Raw genomic sequence first — 25,881 nt, forward strand, 5'->3', positions numbered from 1 at the left:
ACGGTTATAGCGATCATGTGGAGGACATCGTCAGCGCTGCACCCGCGTGAGAGGTCATTAGCGGGTTTGGCGAGGCCCTGAAGCACAGGGCCTATGGCCTGCGCCCCACCAATACGCTGGGCGATCTTGTAGCCGATATTGGCGGCTTCGAGATTGGGGAACACAAAGACGTTGGCATTGCCCTTGAGCGGTGAATCCGGCGATTTGGCATGGCTGATTGCCTCGACGAATGCCGTGTCGAACTGTAATTCTCCATCGATGCACAGAGCAGGCTTGCGCTCCCGCACCGTCCGGGTTGCCTGAACGACCTTTGATACGCGCTCATGCGCAGCACTGCCGCCGGTGGAGAAGGACAACATGGCAACGGCCGCATCTTTTTCCGTGAGCTGGCGATATGAATCGGCCGACTGTATGGCGATATCGGCAAGTTGCGCGGAATCCGGTTCCACCACGAGGCCGCAATCGGCAAAGACGAAAGCGCCTTTCTTCTGATGATGAGACTGGCACAGCAGCATCAGGAAGAAGCTTGAGACGAGTGATGCGCCTTCGGCCTTACCAATGATCTGCAGGGCATGACGCACCACATCGGCAGTCGTTGCAACTGCGCCAGCCACCGTCCCGTCCGAATCGCCTTCGCGTACCATCATGGCGGCGAAGCCGAGTGGCGTCTTCACGATTGCCTCAGCCTGCTCTTCCGTCATGCCTTTGGCCTGACGCAGCCGATAGAGTTTTTGCGCATAATCCGCGCTTTTGTCCGATACTACTGGATTTATGATCGCGATCTTTGAGCCGTCAATCTGCCTGCTGATGACGCTTTCGGAGCCCAGAAGCGTAATGCGGGCAATGGCTTCACGTTCGGCACGCAGCGCCGCATCGATGATACGCGGATCTTCGCCCTCGGCCAGCACGATGTGACGTGGCCTCGAACGGGCTTTCTCAAAAATCTTTTCCAACGGCAGCATGGCGCAATCTCTTCAAAAGGCCGGGAGTTGCGCTCCCGGCCTGATCACTGACGGACTGGTTCAGACGGGCATTTGCTGGCACATGTCGGCCTTGTCGATGCCGGCCACGACAACGGGCTTCTTCATCGCATCACGGCGGAATGGTTCGCCCAGTTCCTGATTGAGCACGACTTCGATGAAGGTGGTCACCCCCTTGGCCTGCTCGTCGATTGCCGTCTGCAAGGCTTCGGTCAGCGCCTGCTGGCTATCGACGGTCACGCCTTTCAGGCCGCAGCCATCCGCCACCTTGGCGTAGCTCAGGTTCGGATTGAGCTCGGTGCCGACGAAGTTGTTGTCGTACCACAGTGTCGTGTTGCGCTTTTCGGCACCCCACTGATAGTTGCGGAAGATGACCATGGTGATCGCAGGCCAGCCCTTGCGACCGATGGAGGTCATCTCGTTCATGGATATGCCGAACGCGCCGTCGCCTGCAAAGCCGACCACTGGCGTGTCAGGCTGGCCGATCTTGGCGCCGACGATGGACGGGAAGCCATAACCGCAGGGGCCGAACATGCCCGGTGCCAGATATTTGCGTCCGTGTTCGAAGCTTGGATAGGCGTTCCCGATGGCGCAGTTATTGCCGATGTCGGTGGACATGATGGCGTTCTTCGGCATTCCAGCCTGTATGGCACGCCATGCCTGCCGCGGCGACATGCGGTCCTTCTCGCGCTCGCGCGCACCGGCATTCCAATGCGTGCCCGGATCGTCATCCTCATGATCCATCGAGGAAAGCTGCTGCAACCAGGCGGATTTGCGCTGATGGATGAGCTGCTTGCGCTCGTCGCGACCGGCATTGCCCGCATTGGCTCCCATCTGGTCGAGAATCTGCTGCGCAACCTGCCTGGCATCGCCGCAAATGCCGACCGATATCTTCTTGGTGAGGCCGATACGATCAGGATTGATGTCGACCTGAATGATCTTTGCATCCTTCGGCCAATAATCGATGCCATAGCCGGGCAGGGTCGAGAACGGATTGAGACGGGTACCGAGCGCCAGGACCACATCGGCCCTGGAGATCAGCTCCATCGCGGCCTTGGAGCCATTGTAGCCGAGTGGACCGGCGGACAGTGGATGGGTACCGGGAAAGGCATCATTATGCTGATAGCCGCAGCAGACCGGCGCATCGAGCCTTTCGGCAAGCGCGATGGATTCAGGGATCGCACCGCCGATAACGACACCGGCCCCGTTAAGGATGACCGGGAATTTCGCATTGGTGAGAAGCTTTGCAGCCTCGGCAATGGCATCGCGTCCGCCGCTCGGGCGTTCCAGCCGGACGATCTGTGGCAGGTCGACGTCGATGACCTGAGTCCAGAAGTCACGGGGAACGTTGATCTGTGCCGGTGCACAGCCGCGCCATGCCTTCTCGATCACGCGGTTCAGCACTTCGGGAATGCGGGTCGCATCGCGCACTTCTTCCTGATAGCAGACCATCTCTTCGAACAGCGACATCTGGTCAACTTCCTGAAAACCGCCCTGACCGATGGTCTTGTTGGCAGCCTGTGGAGAGACAAGCAGCATCGGCGTGTGGTTCCAGTAAGCAGTCTTGATGGCAGTCACGAAGCCGGTTACGCCGGGCCCGTTCTGAGCAATCGCCATACCCATCTTGCCCGTCACGCGGGTATAACCGTCGCAGATCAGCGCCGCATTCGTCTCATGGGCGCAATCCCAGAAGGTAATGCCCGCCTTCGGAAACAAATCCGATACCGGCATCATCGCGGAGCCGATGATCCCGAATGCATGTTCTATCCCATGCATCTGCAAAACCTTAACAAATGCTTCTTCCGTCGTCATTTTCATGGCGCGTACCTTTCCTTGGAATTCAGAGAACTTCGTCTTTCAGCGCATACCAGTGATACATTGCGCGCTGGCCTATGCGCCTGAATGGCGTCAGCATGCCGTAACTCGGCAATTCGGAGGTGAAGATCGGCAGGTCGAGTTCCTGTCCCCGACCCGTCATCAGTTGGGCAACCCGGCGTCCGGCCTGCGCTGAATACATCACGCCGTTGCCGCCGTAGCCCATGGCATAGTAGATTTCCTGCGTCGGATCAGGACGATAGATGCGGGGCATCATGTCATGACTGACATCGACCCACCCCCACCAGGAATAATCGACCTTGATGCCTTTCAGAGCCGGGAACTTCCGGTAAAGGCCCGAAAGCAGCAGATCGTAATGTTTAGGGTTCGGTGCATCAGCCCCGGTAATCGCGCTGCGGCTACCGATCTGCATCCGCCCGTCAGGCAGAAAACGATAATAGTGACGAAGCGTGCGCGTGTCGGTTAGCGGAATACCGGTCTTGGGGCCGCATGCTTCAATTTCATCGGGTGTCAGCGGTCGTGTCACGACAGAGTTCGACAGCACCGGCATCAGCCGGTAACGGGTGAGAGGATGGAGGCCGGGCGAGGTGTATCCCGCTGTCGCGAAGCAAACCTGTCGCGCCGTGACCGTACCGTTCGGCGTGTTGAGATGGAATACATTGCCGTTCTTGCGGCAGCTGAGAACCGGGCTTGCGGTGTGCACCTTTGCGCCCAGCTTGCGTGCAAGCCGGAGATAGCCGAAGGCAAGTTTCGCGGCGTGAATGCCAATGCCGTCTGGCTCATACATAGCTCCGCGAGCTTCTTGATCCCGGATGAAATCGCGGTGAATCTCGTCGCGACCGACCATGCGCGTCCGATAGCCGAATACGTCGTTCAGCAGGCGGGATTCTTTCTCCAGCGAAGGAATGACCTTGTCGCGATGGGCGATGTAGAGATGACCGCCATCCTGCGGATCACAATCAATTTCCGGTTCGGCAATGAGTGAACGAAAGAGATCAAAACCCTCGGCAATTTCCTTATGCAATTTCCGGGCGACGTCCACACCCCAGCGCTCGATCCATTGTGAACGCTTGAGCCGGCCGGCTGAAATCTGCGCCTGACCGCCATTGCGGGTGCTGCAGCCCCAGGCGACGCCATTTGCTTCCAGCACCACGGCCTTGACGCCATGATCCCGAGCGAGATGGATTGCCGCCGAAAGACCGGTATAGCCTGAGCCGACGATAACGACATCGGCATCGACGTCTCCGCGAATAGGGCCATCGTCTTCCGGCGCCGGTCCGGCAGTGCCTATCCAGTAAGTCGGGGCATAGTCGCGGCCTTGTCCTGGCGTCTTCGAAACCACCGGATCATAAGCGGGGTCGAATGGCTGGGTGGCCGAGAAACTGTTGAGAGTGTGGGTATCCATATGTCGGTCCTCCAAAACACCGACTGGCGATGTTGCGGCTTACGCCTTCAGCAAAGGCCGGTTCTTGCGGAATGCCTGTTTGCGGACGATCTTGCCGTCGCGCTGTGTGAAGAGATCGCAGCCTTCTGCCTCGACGCGTGCGCCGTTGGCATCCGTTCCGCGAAAGGTCCATTCGGACACGGCACGGTCGCCGCTCACGAAATGTCTGTGTCCGTCCCATTTCACGTCGGGCATCGCAGCCCAGACGCCGGAAAAAGCCTTGGCAATCGCATCCTTGCCTTCGAGGCGGGTGCCGTAAACTTCCTCACCACCGATGGTGTAAAACACGCAATCGTCGGCAAAGAAGGCCATGATCGCGTCGATGTCGTGCCGGTTGAAGGCGTCGAAGAGGTCGGAAAAATGCTTCTCTGTGAGTTGTCCGGCGGACATTCGAATGCTCCTTGATACGTCTGAAATCTGCACTGATTTCGGGCAAAGTTTTCCTGTGGCGCGGCAGAGTTGCCGCGCGATTGATATTGCGAATTGGATTTCGGTCGGGCAGGTTAAAGCGGTTGCAGCGCCATCAGACTTTACCCTTCCACGGGATGAGGACCTTTTCCATGTAACGGATCAAAAGGTCGAAGGCGAAAGCGAACACACCGATGACGATGATGCCCATGATGACGGTGTCGCTGGCCAAAAACTGCGCTGCATTGAGTACCATGAAGCCGAGACCGCGATGTGCCGCCACCATTTCCGCCGCTACCAGCGTCGTCCAGCCCACACCGATCCCGATGCGCATGCCGGTGAAGATTTCCGGCATGGCCGCTTTCATGATGACCTGCGTTATTACCTGCGTCCGGGATGCGCCCATCGCATAGGCGGCATGGATCTGTTCGGTTGAGACCGAGCGCACGCCAGCTCTCGCTGCGATCGCCATTGGCGCAAAGATCGCGAGAAAGATGAGGAACACCTTCGGGAACTCGCCAATACCAAGCCAGATGATGATCAGCGGCAGGTAGGCAAGCGGCGGCAGTGGTCGGTAAAACTCGATAATCGGGTCCAACACGCCACGAACGAAGCTGCTCATGCCCATCATGATGCCGATGGGAATTGCCGTGATGCAGGCAATCGCGAAGGCACCCAATACACGTCCAAGGCTGGCGAGCGTATGTTCGGCCAGAGTGGAGTTTGCGACGCCGTCGGTCATGGCAACCATGAACTTGCCATAGACAGCGAACGGTGAGGGGAGAAACAGCGGCTTGACCCAGCCCATTCCCGTCACGAGAAACCAGAGCCCCAGCAAAATCAGTGCAGTTACAAGGCTGATGAAGCCGCTATTGCCGTCGCCGGGGGCGCCATAGATTTTACCGGGTTTGACTGGTCTTGCCCGAGTTACGAACTCAAGCATGGACCAGTTCCGGGTTTCCTGATGCACGTTCATCGCCATAGATAATCCCCAGAATTGTCTCACGCATCTTGATGAAGTCGGGACTGGACTTGACGGCGCGCGCGTCACCGCATTCCAGAAAGCGTCGGTTGAAATCCAGATCATAGGTATGGGTGATCCGTCCGGGGCGCGGCGACATGACGATCAGCCGCGAACCGAGGAACAAGGCCTCTTCGACGCTGTGAGTGATGAAGAAGAACATTTTGTTGGTCACTTGCCATACCCGCAAAAGCAATTCCTGGATCGTTTCGCGGGTGAGGGCATCAAGCGCTGCCATGGGCTCGTCCATAAGCAGCATCGCCGGGTCGCAGGTCAGTGCGCGGGCAATGCCGACACGCTGCTGCATACCGCCGGAAAGCTGGTAAATCTTGTGATTGTGGAAATCCTGCAGGCCGACCAGCGCCAGATTTTTTGTGGCACGCGCCCGGCGTTCTGCCTTCGGTACACCTTGAAGCTTCAGGCCAAATTCGGTGTTGTCAACGACATTGAGCCAGGGAAGCAGAGCATGTTTCTGGAACACGACACCCCGGTCGGCGCCGGGACCACGCACTTGCCTTCCGCCCAACGTGATTTCGCCGGATGACGGGATCATGAACCCCGCCATCAGATTGAGAAGCGTGGTCTTGCCGCAGCCGGACGCACCAAGCGCCACCACGAAATCCCCGCTGTCGATCCGCAAATTAACGCCCTTCAGCGCAATCACGGCTTCTTCCACATAAAGACCGGGATAGGTCAGACTGACATTCGATACGTTCAAGGTTTCCATTACGTCACCTTTCGGGAACGAAGAAGCGGTTCCGGCAAAAGCCAGAAGGCACACACAACATTGCAGGAACCGTCTCGGTTCAGCGGCTTGCCCGAAGGCATGCCGCTGGCGGAGGCGCTTGAATTACTTTACGTAATTACTTCGCTGCGGCTTCGGCAAAACTGCCATTTACGTTGCCGCTATAGTCATCCAGAGCTTGGTCTAGCTGTTTTTGGTCGACAAGAAATTTTGCACTCTGGGTGACGGATTTGAGCGCTCCGCTGTCCTTGCCACCACCGAGCCATGTCGGGGAGGCTTGTTCTTCCACGGTGGGGAAGGACAACAGCGCGAGTGAGCCCGGTATGTCAGCGGCATTGCCACCGATCAGCTTGACCATGCCTTTGACCTGTTCGGAGTCTGCCGTCCACTGGCCGCCATTGGCCTTGTAGTCGGCATAGGCATCCTTCAGCACCGTGATGAAGGCGGTCATGAATTTGGGGTTTTCGCTGGCGAAGCTCTTATCCACCACAAGGCCGTCGAAAGTCGGGACGCTTTTCGCGCCGATTTCTTCGGAATTGGCAATTTCCTTGCCGGTCTTGAGGATTTCGGAAAGAGCAGGGGGCCAGACATAGGCCGCGTCGATATCGCCGCGCTGCCAGGCGGCAACGATCTGCGGCGGTGTCATGTTGAGTATTTCCGCGTCGCGCGGATTGATCTTCCAGATGTCGCTCATGCCGACAAGGAGATGGAAATGCGAGGTCGAGACAAAAGGCACGCCGACCTTCTTGCCCTTGAGGTCTTCCGGCTTCTCTATGCCCGAACCTTCGCGCGCTACCAGTGCTTCCGATTTGCCGATATTATCGAGAATCCAGAAGAGTTGAAGGTCAACACCGCGTGTGGCGGCTGCTGCGATGCCCGTTGAACCGATAACGCCGATCGGTACGTTGCCGGAAGCAAGTGCCGTCGAAATATCGCCACCCGATGCGAACTGGCGCCAGTCAATCTTGTATCCGGCTTCCTTGGCTGCCGCATCGAATTTTCCGTTAGCGATTGCGGTCAGAAACGGCCCGACGATCTGCTGATAACCGACCACGACCGTGGTTTCGGCATAGGCCGCAGACGTGGAAAGCGCTGCTACGGCCGAAAATAACACCACCCGGTTTATGCTTTTGAAATAGTTCATGGAGTTCCCCTTCCATTTAAGAACCATGCCTGACTTGGTCACGACTGTTGACGTTTTTCGCCAATCTGCAGTTCCAGTTACAAACGATAGCCATCTCATGAAATTTGCCTTATATCCAGTTGGAATAGTCAATAAGTCCAGTTTAGCGAGCAAGATGGTGCTACCCGGAAATTGGGGTTCGTGCTCACTTTACCGTCGAAATTATTCCACGAGGAGAAACAGAAAGAAGAAACGCTATTGCTAAGTAGAGCACGAAGCGGAAAAACTGACGCGAACTTGGGTGTAATCGCAGATTCACTAATGGAGCAGCGTTTTGGATGCCGTCTCGCCGACGATCTTCTTCATAGATGGCAGCAGAAATACCGGATTGCAGTCGCAAATCCGGGAAACAACGGTATCAGCCATTCTTTCCGGCGCGGTTTTGCCCGGTGCCCGCATGCCCTCCACTCGGCGGTTGGCGGATTATCTGAAAGTCTCGCGCCTCACGGTAACGCTGGCCTATCAGGAGCTTGTGTCCCAAGGTTATCTGGAAGTGCATTCCCGCAGTGCCTATCACGTGGCTGCAGCGCCGCCTATCAGCCGTCCAGACAAGGATTTTTTGCAAGCACCTGACACCGCCGTCGATTGGTCATCCAAGTTGCGTCTCGGCTTCAACATTGCCAAGACCATTCGCAAGCCTCTGGATTGGCGGAAGTATCGCTACCCCTTTCTCTATGGCCAGATGGATCAGACCTTGTTTGATCTCGCCGCATGGCGCGATTGCGCACGGCGCGCGCTGGCCAGAGAAGACTTTATCCTTATGGCGGGTGATTTTGCCGCTGCCGATGATGTGGAACTTGTCAATTATATCCGTTCGCGCACGCTGCCTAGCCGCGGAATACACGCGGAGCCAGACGAGATACTTGTTACCGTTGGCGCGCAGAACGCGCTTTGGATCATCAGTCATCTGCTTTTGACACGGCGCTCGCATGTCGTGTGCGAAAATCCCGGACATCCCGATATTAGTGCCACACTCCATCTGACTGGGGCCAATGTAACGGCGCTTGACGTTGATGAAGGCGGCTTACCACCCGAGTTACTACCAGATGAGATCGACGCGGTCTTCGTCACGCCGAGCCACCAGTCACCCACGGCCGCCACTATGCCACGCGCGCGGCGTATAGCACTTCTGGAGGCTGCAGCCGAGCGCGATTTCGTCATTGTCGAGGATGATTACGAATTCGAGATGAGCTTTTTGCAGCCCCCGACGCCGGCGTTAAAGTCGCTCGACCAGTATGGCCGCGTTCTCTATGTGGGCAGTTTTTCAAAGTCGCTGTTTCCGGGGCTTCGGCTTGGCTACTTGGTTGCTCCGGCACCTGTCATCCGTGAGGCGAGGGCGCTACGCGCGCTCATGCTTCGTCATCCGCCCGGACATTTGCAGCGAACAGCGGCCTATTTTCTGGCTCTTGGTCACTACGATGCGGTTATTCATCGTATGCGGATTGAATATCACAAGCGCCATATTGTCATGATCGAGGCCCTTAATCGCGAAGGATTGAAAATCGCTGGTAAATCGGCCTTTGGCGGTACGGCATTCTGGATCGAAGGACCGGAGGGCATGGATGCCGACAAACTCGCGCGTGATCTGCGCGAGGATGGCGTGCTGATCGAGTCGGGGTCCCCTTTCTTCTGGAGCGATGACAGGCCATGCCGCTATTTTCGCATCGCTTATTCTTCCATTCCGATTAATCGGATTGCGGAAGGCATCGAGCTTCTGGCCAAAAGAATGCGGCAAATCTCGTAGTTTTGGAACGCTTGGGTTCAGGCTGCGTTCATGTGGATTACGATAACGGATTTGTGAAGTTGCCGGAATTTGTCCCAATTCGATGGATATCGCTGGCGGTTCTACGGCGTCTTTGCCCGCGATTCTGTGGGTGAGACGCATATCAATTCTGCCTTCCAGAAGGAGAAGGATTTATGTCTATTCGTTCGAAGCTTCTTGCCACTGTTGCCGTGCCGGTTCTGTCGGCCTCCATTCTAGCGCAACCCGTATTGGCGGATTCATTGACGGCTCCAATCCTGCTGGCACAGGAGAATGGAGACCAGCCATCCGACGAGCAGCTGCAGCAGCAACAGCGCGAGGCTGAAGAACAGCAAAAGGCAGCGGAAGAAGAAACGCGTCGGGCTGAGGAACAACAGCGCGCTGCCGAGGAAGAAAACCGTCGTCAGGCCGAAGAGCAGCAGAAGGCTGCTCAAGAGGAAGCCCAGCGTCAAGCGGAAGAACAGAAGCGCGCTGCGGAGGCAGAGGCGCAACGCCAGGCTGAAGAGCAGCAAAAAGCCGCCGAGCGCGAAGCACAGAAGCAAGCCGAGGAACAACAGAAGGCAGCAGAGCGCGAAGCGCAGAAACAGGCCGAAGAGCAGGCCAGGCAGGCTGCCGAACAGAAAAAGGCTGACGAAGAGGCACAGCGTCAGAGCGAACAGCAGCAGAAGGCCGCTGAAGGGGAAGCTCACCGTCGCGCTGAAGAACAGAAGAAGGCTGATGAAGAGGCTGCTCGCAAGGCCAATCAGCCGCAGGAACAGACCGCTCCCGCTGAAAAGCCGATGAAGGAAGAGCCCGCACAGGAACCGGAAGCGAAACCTGAGCAGCCGACGGCGAAAGAACCGGCCAAGCAGGCTGAGCAACCTGCCAAGGAAGCACCGGTGCAGGAACCGGAAAAGCCAGCCGAACAACCGGCAGACGCATCTCCGGTCACGCCTCCGCAGAAAGAACCAGCGGAAGAATCCGTTGTTGAGCATCCCGAAGAAGCTCCACCGCAAGAACCGAAAGCAACGGAAGAGCCACAGAATGAGGCTCAGCCTGCACAGCCGGTTGAACAGCCGCAATCAACCGAAGACCAGCAAAAACCGTCTTCGGAGCCAGCACCAGAGATAGTCGATCAGCGTTCGACCGAGGAAAATCAGGAGATTGCGAAAGACCCTGCGAAGACGGACGATACGGTTGTCTTGCCAGTCGAAAATGGCGCTGCCATTCTCGACAGCGACAAGGACGCCGACAATTCCGGCGGAAGCCAGTCGCGTGAAGAGCGTCGCAAGCAGCGCGAACAGCAACGTTCCGTTGAGGAAAGTGCACCACCGCCCGCAAATGATGCGGCGGCACAGGTTGCGATTCCAGAGGAAGTGAAGGCAGCGCTGCCGCAGAAGATCGAAGCCAATCTCAAGGAAGAGGGCACCCGTATCAAGGAAGCGCCGGTTTTTGCAGTGCCGGAAACCACCAATATCATCAACAACACGGTGGTGAACAATACGGTCATCAATAATACGACGGTCAATAACGTGACCAACAATGTCACCAACGTCAAAGTGATCGAGGAGGTGGATAATCGTGTCATTCTGGACGTGGGCGACCGTATCTTCGTTCGCGGCGATGATCGCCCAAGGTTGCGCCGTGATGCCGAGGAAACCTATTACGATGAACTGCCGCGCGGGCGCACCCGTGAAACCATTGTCCGCCCGGGTGGCAACCAGATCGTCACAGTCTATGATCGCTACGGCGATATTCTTCAGCGTTCCCGTATCGACCGGGACGGCAATGAATATCTGATGATCTATGCGCCGGAATATGACGACAATCCGCGCGCTTCGATTATCGATGTTGGTTACGAACTGCCGCCGATGCGTCTGACCATTCCGGTAAGAGATTACATCATCGACGTCGCAGACGATCCGGATCGCGATTTCTATGACTTCCTTGCCATGCCTCCGGTAGAGCGTGTGGAGCGTGTCTATACGATCGACGAGGTTCGTCATTCAGCCCGCCTGCGCGACAAGGTGCGTCGTATCGATCTGGATACAATCCACTTCGCGACGGGTAGCGCCGAGGTTTCGCTTTCGCAGGCGAAGACGCTGCGCAAGGTTGCAACCGCCATGCAGAAGGTACTGGCAAAGGATCCGGGCGAAACCTTCTTCATTGAAGGGCATACGGATGCGGTTGGATCGGACCGTTCAAATCTCGTCCTGTCCGATAAACGTGCTGAATCAGTTGCAAGCCTTTTGACGGAAGTCTATGAAATTCCACCAGAAAACCTTGTCACGCAAGGCTATGGCGAACGCTTCCTGAAAATTCGCACGCAGGCAGCCGAACAGGAAAATCGTCGTGTCACGATCCGCCGCGTGACTCCGCTTGTCCGCCCGGTGGCTCAGCGCTGAACAAACAAACACCCGGATGCGATTTGCATCCGGGTGTTTTTCATGAAGTAATTTTGCTCAGGCAATCTTGGGCTGGATCGTCGTCACACGGTCGAGCATCTGTTCGCTCAACGGACGTGGTTTGACCGCTTCGATCTGCACCATGAGTTCGGCGATCTTCTCGGCATCCATGACGCCGCATTCATAAATCTGGATGATTTCGCGCGCCATTTCGTCTTTTTGGGGAGAAGTGATTGGACAACGAGCCATCGCTTCACACGACTTGACATAAGCCGCTTGCAGCTCCTCCAACTCAATGGGCTTGAAACGCCCGAAGTAGTAATCTCTCGAAAATGGCATTTTATGCATTCCGCAGATGGCGACAGACAGATAATCCGATCTGAAAGCCTGAAAATTCTTGCGACCCGCTATACTAAAACATAGCTGATTGCAAAGCATTATAATCCAGAATTATTTAGTTTATGTAAAATATTCAGTCAGTTGCAAAACCGAAAGCATTAGAGAGCTAAAATTTGCTGAGGGATCGTAAGCAGACTCTTTTCCAACCAATGCCGTTAAACGCGATCAAGTTCCAGTTTGGCTACTATTTCAGCGATCTTGTCTGGATTTTGTTCACCGGATTCAAATGTTCTTATAATTGCGCGTGCAAGCGCTTCTTTGCTTTCGTGCGTCGTTGAACATCGATCAAGCAGTGCGCAGCAGCGATTATAGGCAATCTGCAGCACTTGGAGATCGTTTGGCGCATATGTTCCCTGATATTTGTTGCCGCGAAATGGCATGGACGCCTCCCCGTTTGATTGATTGAACCTCTAATTCAGAGGGAAAGCAACAGATCGTTTTATGACAGCGATATCAGGCGCATCACGATAGTGTTCTTAGTGATCCGGTTCTTCCGAATATAAATAGCGATAATCTCTGGCTACCGGTTTACGGCGTTCGAAATCTCGCCGCGAGTTTGTTGAAAGCTGGTTGAAAGCTTGCCTGCGCTAACCATTCAAAACCGATTGAGGAATCGGCTGCATATCAGGAGGGGTCTGGCATTGCCGGGCCAACAGGAGCTCTCGGAGGAGCGTAGATGAAAATCTCTATCGATTCATGCCGCCATCTATTTGGCGCAGCCTTCATTGGCGGCGCAATGGTACTTGGTGCAGGCGTTGCCCATGCCGAAAAGCTGACAGTGATTGTCGGCGGTATGGAAAAGCAGATTTACCTTCCGGCAGTGCTGACGGAAAAGCTGGGTTACTTCAAGGATGAAGGCCTTGATGTCGAGCTGATCAACAGCCGCGCCGGCGTGGATGCTGAAAACGAACTTTTGGCCGGTGCGGCTCAGGCTGTGGTCGGCTTTTACGATCACACGATCGACCTGCAGTCGAAGGGCAAGTTTATTCAGTCCATCGTCCAGTTCAGTCAGGCGCCGGGTGAAGTGGAACTCGTTTCCAGCAAATATGCCGACCAGATCAAGTCGCCGGGCGATTTCAAGGGGCATACGCTTGGCGTCACCGGGCTCGGCTCCTCGACGGACTTCCTGACTCAATACCTTGCCATGCGTAATGGCCTCAAGCAGGGCGACTACACGCTGCTTCCTGTCGGAGCGGGCAATACTTTCATTGCCGCCTTCAAGCAGGATGCCGTTCAGGCAGGCATGACCACGGAACCGACCGTCGCCAATATGCTGAAGAGCGGCGATGCCAAGGTGCTGGTCGATATGCGCACGCCCGACAAAACCATCGAAGCGCTTGGTGGACCTTACCCGGCTGCGTCGTTCTATGTGCAAAGCGCATGGCTTGAGACGCACAAGGAAGACGCGCAGAAGCTTGCCAATGCTCTGGTCAAGACCATGCGTTACATCGCTTCGCACAGTGCCGAAGAAATCGCCGACCAGATGCCCAAGGATTATTACGTCGGTGACAAGGACCTTTACGTAAAGGGACTTGCCGAGGGCAAGGCGCAGTACACCCCGGACGGCCGGATGCCGAAGGATGGACCTGAAACCGTTCTCAAGGTTCTCGCAACCTTCAAGAAGCCGCTTCAGGAGAAGCAGGTCGATCTTTCGAAGACCTTCACGACCGAATTCGTGGACAAGGCCAACGCAACGCTTGACGCTGCAAAGTAAACAGCCTTCGACTGGCGTTCAAACATGAACGTCAGTCCCGCTGTCCTCCAAAGATTCAACCGCATTGCAGGCGCGCGACAGAGCATTTCCAGCAAACGTGTAAGACGGTTTTGCGCTCGGAGATCTTTGATAACGAAACTATCGCGCGCGAGCGGTGCCGCATACCCGCGAGGAACCCATGCTGATGGAAGCCCCCAGAACCATTGTGCGTGAGAAAGCTGCTGCAATCGCGCTCAACAATGTAACTCGCCGTTTCGTCACCCCGGACGGCAAGATGATGACCGCATTGCGTGACTTCACCATGAATGTTGCGCAGGGCGAGTTTGCCTGTGTTGTCGGTCCGACCGGCTGCGGCAAGTCAACGACGCTTAATCTCGTAACCGGTCTCGCCAAGCCAAGTGCCGGCGAAGTCCGCCTGATGGGCAAGCCTATCGAAGGTATCAGCCCTGATATCGGCTTCGTGTTTCAGGCCGATGCGCTTTTTCCGTGGCTTAATGTCATCGACAATGTGAGTGCCGGGCCGCGTTATCGCGGTATGGGCAAGGAAGAAGCCTATGAGAAAGCGCGTAGCTGGATCGCCCGTGTTGGTCTGGCCCGTTTTGAAAAGCACTATCCGCACCAGTTGTCTGGCGGCATGCGCAAGCGCGTGGCGCTGGCACAGACCTTCATCAACGAACCGAAAATCCTGCTCATGGACGAACCGTTCAGTGCGCTTGACGTACAGACGCGCACTCTGATGCAGGGTGAATTGCTCGATCTCTGGCAACAATCCGGCGCGTCCGTCATCTTCGTCACGCACGATCTCGAAGAAGCGATTGCGTTGGCCGATAAAGTCTATGTGCTGACCGCCGGTCCAGCCACGGTCAAGAGTGTCTACGATATCGACATCCCGCGCCCGCGCGTCATGGAAGACATCCGCTACGACAGCCAGTTTGTGGATATCGCCAAGGTCATCTGGGACGATTTGCGCGAGGAAGTGCAGATCGGCCAGAAGCGCGCGCTGGCAAACGGAAACTAATCGGAGAAAATGATATGACAACACAAGCTCTCTCCGCGTCACCAAGCTTGCAGGTCAATGCAAGTGCCGACGAACTTGCCCGCACCGAAGCGAAATTTCGCGCCGACATGCGCCGCCGTCGCGCGGTCGTTATTCTCGTACGCCTCGCCATTCTTGTCGTTGTTCTGGGCGGCTGGGAACTCGGTGCACGGACCGGCCTCATCGACCCATTCTTCTTTGCAAGCCCGTCCGGCATTGCCGACCAGATATGGATCTGGGTCACGGAAGGCACGTCACAGGGACCGCTTTCGGAACAGATCATCGTAACGCTTGAGGAAACCGCGCTTGGTTTCCTTATCGGTGCGGTCGGCGGCGTCATTTGCGGCATCCTGCTGGGTCGCAACAAGTTCCTCGCCGATGTGTTTTCGATCTATATCAAGATCGCCAATTCCATCCCGCGTGTCGTGCTGGGCTCGATCTTCATCATCGCGCTTGGCCTCGGCATGGCATCCAAGGTGGCGCTGGCCGTCGTCATGGTGTTCTTCGTCGTGTTCGCCAATGCGTTTCAGGGCGTGCGCGAAGCCGACCGCGCGCTGATCGCCAATGCGCAGATATTGGGTGCATCCCGTTCGCAGATCACGCGCACCGTCATCGTGCCGTCAGCCATGAGCTGGATTCTGGCAAGCCTTCACGTCAGTTTCGGTTTCGCGCTCGTCGGCGCAGTTGTCGGTGAATTCCTCGGCGCGAAAAAGGGCGTTGGCCTGATGATTTCCACGGCGCAGGGCACATTCAATGCCAACGGCGTCTTTGCGGCCATGGTCATTCTGGCGGTACTGGCGCTCGTCGTGGAATACATCATCACATTGGTCGAAAACCATCTGGTGAAATGGCGTCCACAGGCACTTTCCGAACAGGGAAGCTGATAGTCGGACAGATGCAAACGAGTCAGGCGGCGGGCAGGGTGACAGTCACCGTAAGCCCGCCGCCTTTCGTTTGGGAAAGCTCGACATGGCCGCCCGCCGTGTCGGCAACTTCGCGCACGATGGCAAGGCCCAGCCCGCTTCCATCGGCGATGGTGCCCGGAACACGATAGAAACGCTCGAAAACGTGTTCATATTCATTTGCGGGGATGCCGGGTCCGTTGTCCTCGACCCGTATGTCGATTTTGGGCCCATCCTGATCAATCACAAGCGTTACTGTGCCGCCTTCGGGCGTATAGGTAAGGGCGTTGTCCACCAGATTGACGATCATTTCCCGCAGCATAGTGCCGTCGCCAGAAATGATAGCTTTGGTTGCTTTGAGCTCGAACCCGAGATCGATCTTGCGCTCGAACGCCTTGCCCGCGAGGCTTTCCAGAATTTGTTGTCCCGCTTCCGCCAGATCAACCAGGTCAGCGCGAGGACGCCTGCTGCCTGGTTCGGCACGCGAAAGCGTCAGCAATTGTCCGGCAAGCCGCGACAGCTGCATGGTGGTATTCTTGATACCTGCCAGAACGTCTTTGCGGTCACTTTCGCAGGTTGTCCGTTCTGCGAAACTGGCCTGCGTTGATAGTGTAGCAAGTGGCGTGCGCAACTGATGTGCTGCATTCTGGATGAAACGATGTTGCGCCGACATCTGCTTGCGCACGCGTTCCATATACTGGTTCAGCGCTGTGACGAGCGGTCGAAGTTCGGTCTGAACTGTCTGTGGATCGAATGGTTCCAGCTCGGATGTGCGATTGCGAACTTCGTTGCGGAGCCGGATCAACGGGCGTAATACAAAGCGCAAGCCCATTAACGAAAGGGCACCCGCGACGATGATGAGCAGCGATTGTTCCAGCACAGAGTTCAGCCAAAGCTCCCGCTGCATGGAGGTGTATCCTGCAAGGGTGACACCCACGACCACGTCGACAGCCTGTGGCAGGTTGGACGGTGCTGCAACGGGATGGCGCAAGACAACCAGACGCAAGGGATGGTCGCGATAGCTGCCCTCATAATGGAGTGGGTCGTAATTCGCGATTTCAGCCGGTTTCGGCAAGTCGGGAAACCCTGCAAGCAGGCGTCCGTCAGAAGTCTCGACCCGATAATAGACCCGGTCGCCATTTCCCGTCGAAAACATCTCCAGCGCTACCGGCGGAATGACAGCATCGATGGCATTATGCGAGGCGGCAGTCGCTTCGCCAATGGCGCGTGCTGACGCTGTCAGCATTCTGTCTGACACGATCCCGGCCATATTTTCCGACGCACGCCATGCGGTCCAAAGGTTGATCCCGGCCACGACAATCAGCGGAATCACGATCCAGGAAACGAGCTGTGCACGCAGGCTTTGGGAGAGGCGGGTGAACAGCCGTTTCATCTCAACTCGCCTCACGCAGCAGATAGCCCAGGCCGCGCAAGGTTACGATCTCGGCTTTGCTGCCCTCCAGCTTCTTGCGCAGACGATGAATGTAAATCTCGATGGCGTTCTCATCAGTCTCGCTGTCGAAATCGTAAATACCTTGAACAAGTGTTGTCTTGCTGACGGTGGTTCCGATGCGCCGCAGAAGCTGTTCCAGAACTGCATGTTCTTTGGGTGCAAGTGACAGTGGATCGTCTTCGAGTGAAAACAGCCGGGTGTTGGTGTCGAAGCGCAAAAGGCCGCAGGTCACAACAGGCGCTGTCCGCTGACTGGACCGGCGAAGATGCGCACGGATGCGCGCTTCAAGTTCGCTGAGTTCGAACGGCTTTGCCAGATAATCGTCAGCACCGGCATCCAATCCACGGATACGCCCATCGAGACTTGCATTGGCCGTCAGGATGATAACGGGCACCTCATTGCCTCTGCTGCGGATGTGCTCCAGCACGTCGAGCCCGGTCTTGTCCGGCAATCCGAGGTCGAGAACCACGAGATCATACTCCGTGAAGGCGAGTGCCTGTTCCGCATCCGCCGCGTCGTGCACGGTATCGACGCTGTAGTTCGACTGTTGCAGGCTTTTTGCCAGCCAGTTTGCGAGGGTGAGATTGTCTTCGACGAGCAGAATTCGCATGAGTGACGATGATAGTGGTTTCTGTTCCGCGTCAAGAAGCTTGGGCGTTGAAACGATGGATGAGATGAATATCTTCCGGCTCGCGCTCGAAGAGCAATGGATCAGGCGTCGTGGTGACTTTTGCACCTTGCTTCACATAAAAATCGATGGTCCGTCGTGTGGGTGTCGCAGAAATATAGAAACCTTCTGCTCCGGCCTCCTTCGCAATGGCCACGCTGCGACGATAAAGTTCACCAGCAAGTCCCAGTCCCCGGACTGTCTTCCCCACATGCATGAAGCCAAGCTGGTACAATTCGGGATAGGCACCGACAGGGCGTACATCCGTAACTGCGACGGCCACCAGGGTGCCATCGAGATAGGCGCCAAGAAATACGCCACCATGGTCGTGACAGTCGAGCAGGATATGTGTGTAGATTTCCGCTTCGCCCTCCGGCCAGCCCTGCACATCGTAGAATTGTGGCTCCAGCAGGAGTTGCTCTCCTTCGAGGCGATACATTTCCTCGATGATCTCGCTGCGATCGATTTGCCAGATGTCAGTCACTTCGCTGCGCTGCAGTGGACGTATGATGAAATCCGCATGCTTCTTTTCGTGTACCATGGCCGCCACCTTCGAAATTTCATTTGTACGATGAACTATCGTTTCATCGATAGGCACTCAAGGGGGAGCAGAAGTGGCGATCGCAGCGCTTCAACGAGCTTGTTGGCAATTTGTCAGGAGGAACCTCTCATATTGCAAAAACTCACAATAATTTTGACCAATATCGTGGCTACTCCCCGCCATTTGTCTCGGGTACTGCTGAGTACAGGTGCGAGGAATATTGAGGCGTGTGGGAGGCTAACAGCTAACTTCAATCGGACGAATTGGACCGAAACAGCTTGTTGAGGGCAGAAAACTCCCTGAAAATGAACAATTTCCCATCAACTCTCCGATCTGCCCTTGCGAGAGCGGGGCCTGAGTTCTATCAGCATCATCAAAAATTGCAGTCTGAGGAAGGTTCGGCAATTGCATTGCCGGAACGTCCTGGTGCCCGCCGCCATCTTGTATGGCGTCGGTGAAATGATCGATGGAGCCGAGTTGAAAAACCATCACGATATCTGGGATATCGTCGACGCCAAGAGCGCCGCATATTTCGAACTGAGCGATACGGTTTGGGATAATCCTGAAACAAACTACGAAGAGTACAAATCGAGCGATGCCCATGCGGCGATGCTGGAAGCCGAAGGGTTTCGCGTCGAGCGTGGTATTGCTGGCCTACCGACTGCGGTGATGGGCGAAGCTGGCGACGAAGGACCGGTCATCGCCATCCTTGGTGAGTTCGATGCATTGCCGGGCCTCAGCCAGATATCTGGACTGGTTGAAGATCAGCCAGTCGAGGCCGGCGGCCATGGACATGGCTGCGGTCATAACCTGTTGGGCTCAGGGTCGTTGCTCGCTGCTGCGGCAGTGAAGGATTATCTTGCCGCACAGGGCATCAAGGGCCGCGTGCGCTATTATGGCTGCCCGGCGGAAGAGGGCGGTTCAGCCAAGGGGTTCATGGTCCGCGAAGGACTTTTTGACGATGTGGATATCGCGCTCTGCTGGCACCCGGCGCCTTTTGCCGGTGTAAACGATCCGGTTTCGCTTGCCTGCAACGAAATCAATTTTCACTTCAGCGGTCGCGCAGCCCATGCTTCGTCAGCCCCGCATCTGGGGCGCAGTGCGCTGGACGCAGTTGAACTGATGAATGTGGGCGTGAACTATATGCGTGAGCATATGCCGTCCACGGCGCGCATTCATTACGCTGTGACCGATACGGGTGGTTTTGCGCCGAATGTCGTGCAGGCGAAGGCAACGGTACGTTACCTCGTTCGCGCCCGCAGCTTGCCGGAAATGCAGACCCTTCTGGAACGCGTCAAGAAGATTGCCGACGGCGCGGCACTGATGACCGAAACGACGGTCCGCAGCGAAATCGTCAGCGGTGATGCCGATCTGATCGGCAACACGCCGCTGGAACAGATGATGCAGCTTCAGCTCGAGCGGCTCGGACCTCCGGACTTCGATGAGCAGGACCGTGAAACTGCAAGCCGTTTCCAGAAGACACTGTCGAGGGAAGACATTTCAGATGCCTTCCGCCGCTTCGGTGTCGAGCCCAAGGATGGTCTCGCGCTTTGCGAAGATATCTATACGCCCTATAAAGGCGATAACACCCTCGTCGGCTCGACCGATGTCGGCAGCGTGAGTTGGGTCGTACCCACCGTGCAGATGCGCGGCGCGACCTGCGCAATTGGCACACCGCTTCATTCGTGGCAGATGGTGGCGCAGGGCAAGCTGCCTGCGGCGCATAAAGGCATGGCCCATGCTGCAAAGATCATGGGCAGCACGGCCATCGAATTGTTCCGTAATCCGGAGCAGATCAAGAAAGCCAAGCAGGATCACGAAAAACGGCTCGACGGAACCGTGTTCGTCAATCCGATTCCAGATAGCGTTCAACCCGCTCTGCCCGAAACCGCGAAATGACGCGGGCGGGCAGACAGAATCTGAAAATAGAAATGACATTCAATCCCCCAATTCCAACAGGGCCTGACGCATCATGAAGCAGATGGGCTTTCTCGATATTTTGAGCTTCGGGCCGGACGGCTGGGGCTACGTGCTGATGATGGGTGCACTGGTGAGCGTGGCGCTCGCCGTCCTGGGCTTCCTTCTTGGCGCTGCCATCGGCGTTTTTGCCGCCTGGGCGAAGATTTCCGGCGGGCGCACGCTTCGCGCTGTTGCCGATGGCTACACCACGATCATTCGCGGTATCCCGGATCTGCTCGTCATCTATCTGTTTTATTTCGGCGGCAGTGCGGCAGTTACAGCGTTGGGCAAATATTTTGGTGCGGAAGGCTTCATCGGCTTTCCGGGTTTTCTGGCAGGTGTGCTGGCAATTGCCATTTCCTGTGGTGCGCACCACACCGAAGTGTTCCGTGGTGCATTCCGAGCCGTTTCCAAAGGTGAACTCGAAGCCGCTACTGCTTGCGGCATGGGCCAGATGCTGAAATTCCGCCGCATCATCGCGCCACTCGCGCTGCGACACGCATTACCGGGGCTTGGTAATGTCTGGCAGGTTTCACTCAAGGAATCCGCTCTGGTGTCCGTTGCGGGTGTGGTTGAGCTTCTGCGTCAGGCACAGATCGGCGCTGGCTCGACCGGACTGCCCTTCAACTTCTTCCTCATTGCCGGTGCGCTTTACCTGCTGATTTCGTCTGTTTCCGGCGGGCTTCTGCAGTTTGCCGAGCGCCACTTCTCGCGCGGCGTTCGGAGGGCAAAATGAATCTTGAATTCTATTCCGATGCATTCTTCCAGATGCTGGGCGGCGTGCCGCTGACCCTGAAGCTTGCGGCAACTTCCATCGTGTTTGGTGCCATACTGGCCTTGCTTTTCGCCTTGATGCGCCTGTCGGGCATCAAGGTGTTGGACTGGATTGCCCGCCTTTATGTGTTCGTGTTCCGCGGAACACCGCTTCTGGTGCAGATATTCATCATCTATTACGGTCTCAGCCAGTTTCCGGCCATCCGTTATTCGTTCCTGTGGCCGGTTTTGCGCGAGCCTTACTGGTGTGCGATCATTGCGCTGACATTGAACAACGCCGCCTATGCGAGCGAAATCATCCGTGGCGGCCTGCTGTCGGTGCCGCATGGCCAGATCGAAGCTGCAAAAGCCTGTGGTATGTCGTCCTTCACTTGCTTCCGCCGCATCGTCATGCCGCTTGCGATCCGTCAGGCGCTGCCGGGCTACGGCAACGAGATGATATCGATGATCAAGGCAACCTCGCTTGCATCGATCATCACGCTCATGGAAGTGACCGGTATTGCGGCAAAGCTGATCGCCGAGAGCTATCGGGCCATAGAAATCTTCGTGATCGCCGGTGCGATCTACCTTGCCATCAACTTCGTTCTGACACGTGCGCTGATGTTCGCAGAATATAAGCTGACCCCTTATCTGCGCCAGCCGGTCGTCAAGCTTTCCTCCGAAGGACAAACATCGTGAGCAAAATCGTTTCCCCCAATGCACCGGTGGCGCTGAAAGTCGAAAACCTGCGCAAGAGCTTCGGTGCGAATGAAGTGCTGAAAGGCATTTCGCTTGAAGCACGTGAAGGTGAGGTCATTTCGATCCTCGGTTCGTCGGGTTCCGGCAAGTCGACTTTCCTGCGCTGCATCAATCTTCTGGAAACGCCGACGTCAGGCACTGTGACGGTTTCGGGTGAAACCATCCGCATGGCGAAGAATTCAAAGGGTGAAGCCTACCCGACCGACAAGAAACAGGTTTCGCGCATTCGTTCGGAACTGGGTATGGTGTTCCAGAGCTTCAATCTGTGGTCGCACAAGACCATACTGGAAAACATCATCGAAGCGCCGATCTATGTGCAGGGACGCCCGCGCGCGGAATGCGTGGCGGAAGCAGAAGCCTTGCTGGCAAAGGTCGGCATTGCCGACAAGCGCGATTTCTATCCGGCCCATCTTTCGGGCGGACAGCAGCAGCGCGCTGCAATCGCCCGCGGACTGGCGATGAAGCCGAAGGTCATGCTCTTTGACGAGCCGACTTCAGCACTCGATCCGGAACTGGTCGGTGAAGTGTTGCGCGTCATGCGCGGCCTTGCCGAAGAAGGCCGCACCATGCTGGTCGTGACCCACGAAATGGGCTTCGCGCGCGACGTCTCCAACCGCGTCGTATTTTTCCATCAGGGTCTGGTGGAAGAAGACGGTGCGCCGGAAGACGTGTTCGGCAACTCGAAGTCGGAACGTTTCCGCAAGTTTATCAGCCACGAAAACGCTGCCTAATTACCGAAATTCTGTGTTCCGGCGTAAACCGGACAGAAATAACCGCAACAGGATATCTGCAATGAAGACCACCGGACTTTTCAAAGCCGTGTTCATTTCCGCTCTCGCTCTGACGAGCATCTCGGCCCATGCCGAGGAAAAGAAGTGGACAAAGATCACTATCGCCACGGAAGGTGCTTTTCGCCCTTACAACTTCACCAAGCCCGATGGCTCGCTGGATGGCTATGAAGTCGATCTCTACAAGGACCTCTGCGCCCGCATGAAGGTTGAGTGCACGATGGTTGCACAGCCTTTCGACAGCATCATTCCGGCGCTCAATGCTGGCAAATTCGATGCGATCATGGCTGGCCTTACTGCTACGCCGAAGCGCGAGGAAACTATCAGTTTCTCGATTTCCTATGGCCTGACGCCGCAGACCTTTGCGACGCTGAAGGACAGCCCTTACGCCAAGCTGCCGCATACCGGCGAAACCCTTTATCTCGCCAAGGATGAAGCGGCTGCCCAGAAGGCAATCGACGAAGTATCGGCTGAAATCAAAGGCCGTACCGTCGGCGTCCAGACCGCTTCGCTCGGCCTGTCGCTGCTCGACAAGTATTTCAAGGATGGCATCGACATCCGTGAGTACAAGACGACGGAACAGCACGACCTCGACCTGAAGTCTGGCCGTGTAGATCTGATCGTGGCTTCGCTCGCTTACCTCACGGATGCGGCCAAGAAGCCGGGCAACGAAGACATCGTCATGACCGGTCCGTTCTTCAAGGGTGGCATTCTGGGCCGTGGCGTTGCTGTCGGTCTGCGCAAGGACGATACCGAACTGAAGAAGATGTTCGACGTTGCCATTGAAGCTGCAAAGGCTGACGGCACGATCAAGCGTCTGTCGGAAAAGTGGTTCGGCTTCGACGTTACGCCGTAATTTTCGAGTGACATCATAAGCAAGGCGCCGCCTTCGGGCGGCGTTTTCATTTGGGAGTATGCAAACCTTCACATCAAACCGACGAGCGCCTATAAGATCGCCAGACGTTTGCTGAGAGCCAAAAACTTACTGTGAGGGTGTGATGGTAAAGATCGGTTTCGTGACTGTTTCCGACCGCGCAAGTCGCGGGGAGTACGAAGACCTGAGTGGCCCTGCCATGGAAGCATGGCTGAAAAGCGCTGTCGTCACGCCTTATGAAACAATCCGCCGTGTCATTCCCGATGGCATGGAATCGGTACGCGACACGCTTATCGATCTTTGTGACAACGAGGCCTGTGATCTTATCCTGACCACGGGTGGCACGGGACCAAGCCCGCGCGATGAAACACCGGAAGCCATGCAGGCCGTTCTGCATAAGGAGCTGCCCGGTTTCGGCGAACTGATGCGCCGCGTCAGCCTGGAACAAACCCCGACCGCCATTCTATCCCGCCAAACGGCAGGCAGTCGCGGCAAGAGCTTCATCCTCAATCTTCCCGGTAAACCAGCTTCAATTGCCATGACCTTGCAGGCGATTTTTCCGGCAGTGCCTTATTGTCTCGACCTCATCGAATCCGGGCGTATCGACACCGATCCGGCAGTAGTGAAAGCCCATCGACCGGGCTGAATTTTCGCCAGAGCTGTGTTTGCGGGCGTAGTAGATCGCACCTCGGGGGTCATGTCGTGACGAAATTGCGCAACCCAGCTTTGCGCTTTTGCATAATTTCCATGCTTGCTTTTCCCTGAGTCAGGACTGAATAATAGGGAAAAAGAAGGGGAATTAGGTGAAGCCATTTGACGAAATGCTCAACTATGGCGGGAATGTCCGCCAACCATATGAATTTCTCAAGCAGTGGCTCGACCAGCAGGACCCGCACAAACTTCTGCAGAAAAGCGATGACGCCGAAAGCGTTTTCCGCAAGACGGGCATCACCTTTGCTGTCTACGGCGATCAGGAAGCGGGCGAGCGCCTCATTCCCTTTGATATCATCCCGCGTATCATTTCAGGTCAGGAATGGCGGCGTCTGTCGCAGGGCATCGAACAGCGTGTGATGGCGCTTAACGCCTTCCTCGATGACATTTATCACCGTCAGGAGATTGTCCGGGCAGGGCGCATTCCGAAAGACCTGATTTCCAAGAATGAAGCCTTCTTGCCCGAGATGATCGGCTTCCGCCCTCCGGGCAATGTCTACACCCATATTATCGGCGTCGATATCGTGCGCACCGCCGAGAACCAGTTCTATGTGCTGGAGGACAATGCCCGCACGCCATCCGGCGTTTCCTATATGCTGGAAAATCGTGAGACGATGATGCAGCTCTTTCCCGAGCTGTTTCAGAACGTCAAGGTTCGCCCGGTTGAGAATTATCCGCAATTGCTGCGCCAGTCGCTGGCAAGCGTTGCACCTCCCGGCACGCAGGATGTGCCGACCGTCGCGGTGCTGACACCCGGCATTTACAATTCAGCCTATTTTGAACACGCATTCCTTGCCGACCAGATGGGCGTCGAACTGGTCGAGGGAAGCGATCTGCGCGTCGTTGACGGACGCGTCGCGATGCGAACAACACAAGGTTATCGCGCCATCGATGTGCTCTACCGGCGCGTGGACGACGCGTTTCTCGACCCGCTGACATTCAGGCCGGATTCGACGCTCGGCGTTGCAGGCATTATGGATGTCTACCGGGCAGGGAATATCACGATTGCTAATGCGCCCGGAACCGGCATCGCCGACGACAAGGCGATCTATTCCTACATGCCGGAGATCGTGGAGTTCTATACGGGTCGCAAGGCCATTCTCGAAAACGTTCCGACCTGGCGTTGTTCCGAACCAGATAGCCTTGCTTATGTGCTCGACAATCTTGTCGAGCTTGTCGTCAAGGAAGTGCACGGCTCCGGTGGTTATGGAATGCTGGTAGGTCCCGCTTCGACAAAGGCCGAACGCGATGCTTTTTCAGAGAAACTGAAGGCAAGGCCGCGCAACTATATCGCGCAGCCCACGCTTGCGCTTTCAACGACGCCCATCTTTACCGAGAGCGGGCTGGCGCCACGTCATGTCGATCTGCGCCCATTTGTTCTGGTTTCGGATCGCATCCGCATCACACCTGGCGGGCTCACCCGTGTGGCATTGAAGGAGGGATCGCTTGTCGTGAATTCCAGCCAGGGCGGCGGAACCAAGGATACGTGGGTACTCGACGACTGAAACTGCATTAACGTGCTGCAACTGACGACAAGATCAGGGCGCGAAAAGGGGAATGAT

24 protein-coding genes are annotated in these 25,881 nt (G+C 56.3%); 12 read left to right on the forward strand and 12 right to left on the reverse strand.

The features are described 5' to 3' along the window. The 7 genes from pta to tauA all read right to left on the reverse strand — a co-directional run. A partial coding sequence (pta, locus tag AAE521_RS00005) for a phosphate acetyltransferase (protein ID WP_342060205.1) occupies positions 1 to 962 on the reverse strand: 962 nt, incomplete at its 3' end. Positions 963 to 1,022: 60 nt separating this feature from the next. Further along, positions 1,023 to 2,798, reverse strand: coding sequence for a sulfoacetaldehyde acetyltransferase (gene xsc / locus AAE521_RS00010; RefSeq protein ID WP_342060206.1), 1,776 nt, complete (start codon positions 2,796 to 2,798; stop codon positions 1,023 to 1,025). 22 nt (positions 2,799 to 2,820) lie between these two features. After that, positions 2,821 to 4,221, reverse strand: a complete 1,401-nt coding sequence (locus tag AAE521_RS00015) for an NAD(P)/FAD-dependent oxidoreductase (protein ID WP_071634048.1) — start codon at positions 4,219 to 4,221, stop codon at positions 2,821 to 2,823. Between the two features lie 39 nt (positions 4,222 to 4,260). Further along, positions 4,261 to 4,650 carry a nuclear transport factor 2 family protein gene (locus AAE521_RS00020; RefSeq protein ID WP_012092921.1) on the reverse strand — a complete coding sequence of 130 codons (390 nt, stop codon included), beginning with the start codon at positions 4,648 to 4,650 and terminating at the stop codon, positions 4,261 to 4,263. A gap of 133 nt (positions 4,651 to 4,783) precedes the next feature. Then, positions 4,784 to 5,611 carry an ABC transporter permease subunit gene (locus AAE521_RS00025; RefSeq protein WP_010658703.1) on the reverse strand — a complete coding sequence of 276 codons (828 nt, stop codon included), beginning with the start codon at positions 5,609 to 5,611 and terminating at the stop codon, positions 4,784 to 4,786. Next, positions 5,604 to 6,416: a taurine ABC transporter ATP-binding protein gene (locus AAE521_RS00030; protein ID WP_010658704.1), complete on the reverse strand. Its 813-nt coding sequence runs from the start codon at positions 6,414 to 6,416 to the stop codon at positions 5,604 to 5,606. Before AAE521_RS00030 ends, AAE521_RS00025 begins: the two co-directional genes overlap by 8 nt. A gap of 136 nt (positions 6,417 to 6,552) precedes the next feature. Then, positions 6,553 to 7,578: a taurine ABC transporter substrate-binding protein gene (gene tauA, locus AAE521_RS00035; protein WP_342060207.1), complete on the reverse strand. Its 1,026-nt coding sequence runs from the start codon at positions 7,576 to 7,578 to the stop codon at positions 6,553 to 6,555. A gap of 313 nt (positions 7,579 to 7,891) precedes the next feature. Here tauA and pdxR point away from each other — a divergent pair, with 313 nt between their 5' ends. Together pdxR and AAE521_RS00045 are read left to right on the forward strand one after the other, a co-directional pair. Then, positions 7,892 to 9,361: a MocR-like pyridoxine biosynthesis transcription factor PdxR gene (gene pdxR, locus AAE521_RS00040; RefSeq protein WP_071634046.1), complete on the forward strand. Its 1,470-nt coding sequence runs from the start codon at positions 7,892 to 7,894 to the stop codon at positions 9,359 to 9,361. A 173-nt stretch (positions 9,362 to 9,534) separates the two neighbouring features. Then, on the forward strand, positions 9,535 to 11,763 hold the full coding sequence (locus AAE521_RS00045; RefSeq protein WP_342060208.1) for an OmpA family protein: 2,229 nt from the start codon (positions 9,535 to 9,537) through the stop codon (positions 11,761 to 11,763). Between the two features lie 57 nt (positions 11,764 to 11,820). Here AAE521_RS00045 and AAE521_RS00050 read toward each other — a convergent pair whose 3' ends face one another. After that, positions 11,821 to 12,102 carry a hypothetical protein gene (locus AAE521_RS00050; protein ID WP_010658708.1) on the reverse strand — a complete coding sequence of 94 codons (282 nt, stop codon included), beginning with the start codon at positions 12,100 to 12,102 and terminating at the stop codon, positions 11,821 to 11,823. 215 nt (positions 12,103 to 12,317) lie between these two features. Continuing rightward, positions 12,318 to 12,542 carry a hypothetical protein gene (locus tag AAE521_RS00055; protein ID WP_010658709.1) on the reverse strand — a complete coding sequence of 75 codons (225 nt, stop codon included), beginning with the start codon at positions 12,540 to 12,542 and terminating at the stop codon, positions 12,318 to 12,320. A gap of 296 nt (positions 12,543 to 12,838) precedes the next feature. On the opposite strand from AAE521_RS00055, the gene AAE521_RS00060 reads away from it, so the two are divergent. The 3 genes from AAE521_RS00060 (at position 12,839) to AAE521_RS00070 (ending at position 15,796) form a co-directional block, all read left to right on the forward strand. Further along, on the forward strand, positions 12,839 to 13,876 hold the full coding sequence (locus tag AAE521_RS00060; protein WP_036586306.1) for an ABC transporter substrate-binding protein: 1,038 nt from the start codon (positions 12,839 to 12,841) through the stop codon (positions 13,874 to 13,876). Between the two features lie 178 nt (positions 13,877 to 14,054). Continuing rightward, entirely contained in the window at positions 14,055 to 14,894 is an 840-nt protein-coding gene (locus AAE521_RS00065; protein WP_071634044.1) for an ABC transporter ATP-binding protein, read from the forward strand. 14 nt (positions 14,895 to 14,908) lie between these two features. Next, the gene (locus AAE521_RS00070; RefSeq protein WP_071634043.1) at positions 14,909 to 15,796 is read left to right on the forward strand and encodes an ABC transporter permease; all 888 of its coding nucleotides are present in this window, start codon (positions 14,909 to 14,911) and stop codon (positions 15,794 to 15,796) included. Between the two features lie 22 nt (positions 15,797 to 15,818). Here AAE521_RS00070 and AAE521_RS00075 read toward each other — a convergent pair whose 3' ends face one another. Genes AAE521_RS00075 through AAE521_RS00085 form a run of 3 tightly spaced genes read right to left on the reverse strand, consistent with a single transcriptional unit; the run spans position 15,819 to position 18,475 of the window. After that, positions 15,819 to 17,207: a sensor histidine kinase gene (locus AAE521_RS00075; RefSeq protein ID WP_342060209.1), complete on the reverse strand. Its 1,389-nt coding sequence runs from the start codon at positions 17,205 to 17,207 to the stop codon at positions 15,819 to 15,821. 1 nt (position 17,208) lies between these two features. Then, positions 17,209 to 17,877, reverse strand: coding sequence for a response regulator (locus AAE521_RS00080; protein ID WP_071634041.1), 669 nt, complete (start codon positions 17,875 to 17,877; stop codon positions 17,209 to 17,211). 31 nt (positions 17,878 to 17,908) lie between these two features. Beyond that, positions 17,909 to 18,475 (reverse strand): GNAT family N-acetyltransferase, encoded by a 567-nt coding sequence (locus AAE521_RS00085; RefSeq protein WP_342060210.1) that lies wholly within the window; start codon positions 18,473 to 18,475, stop codon positions 17,909 to 17,911. A 459-nt stretch (positions 18,476 to 18,934) separates the two neighbouring features. Between AAE521_RS00085 and AAE521_RS00090 the strand changes: the two genes are divergently transcribed. From AAE521_RS00090 to AAE521_RS00120, 7 genes are all read left to right on the forward strand, one after another. Then, positions 18,935 to 20,374 (forward strand): M20 family metallopeptidase, encoded by a 1,440-nt coding sequence (locus AAE521_RS00090; protein WP_342060386.1) that lies wholly within the window; start codon positions 18,935 to 18,937, stop codon positions 20,372 to 20,374. A 73-nt stretch (positions 20,375 to 20,447) separates the two neighbouring features. After that, positions 20,448 to 21,170 carry an ABC transporter permease gene (locus AAE521_RS00095; RefSeq protein WP_010658717.1) on the forward strand — a complete coding sequence of 241 codons (723 nt, stop codon included), beginning with the start codon at positions 20,448 to 20,450 and terminating at the stop codon, positions 21,168 to 21,170. Beyond that, complete coding sequence (locus AAE521_RS00100) at positions 21,167 to 21,886, forward strand: ABC transporter permease (protein WP_010658718.1); 720 nt, start codon at positions 21,167 to 21,169, stop codon at positions 21,884 to 21,886. The genes AAE521_RS00095 and AAE521_RS00100 overlap by 4 nt, the downstream gene beginning before the upstream one ends. Next, a complete protein-coding gene (locus tag AAE521_RS00105) occupies positions 21,883 to 22,677 on the forward strand; it encodes an ABC transporter ATP-binding protein (RefSeq protein WP_012092930.1) in 795 nt (264 codons plus the stop codon). The genes AAE521_RS00100 and AAE521_RS00105 overlap by 4 nt, the downstream gene beginning before the upstream one ends. Positions 22,678 to 22,738: 61 nt before the next feature. Then, the gene (locus AAE521_RS00110; protein WP_342060211.1) at positions 22,739 to 23,590 is read left to right on the forward strand and encodes a transporter substrate-binding domain-containing protein; all 852 of its coding nucleotides are present in this window, start codon (positions 22,739 to 22,741) and stop codon (positions 23,588 to 23,590) included. 142 nt (positions 23,591 to 23,732) lie between these two features. After that, entirely contained in the window at positions 23,733 to 24,254 is a 522-nt protein-coding gene (gene mog / locus AAE521_RS00115) for a molybdopterin adenylyltransferase (protein ID WP_342060212.1), read from the forward strand. A 157-nt stretch (positions 24,255 to 24,411) separates the two neighbouring features. Further along, positions 24,412 to 25,824 carry a circularly permuted type 2 ATP-grasp protein gene (locus tag AAE521_RS00120; protein WP_342060213.1) on the forward strand — a complete coding sequence of 471 codons (1,413 nt, stop codon included), beginning with the start codon at positions 24,412 to 24,414 and terminating at the stop codon, positions 25,822 to 25,824. The last annotated feature ends 57 nt before the right edge of the window (positions 25,825 to 25,881 follow it).

The sequence above is a fragment of the Brucella cytisi genome (genome assembly GCF_038433355.1).
In the GTDB taxonomy this organism is placed as follows: Bacteria; Pseudomonadota; Alphaproteobacteria; order Rhizobiales; family Rhizobiaceae; genus Brucella; species Brucella cytisi.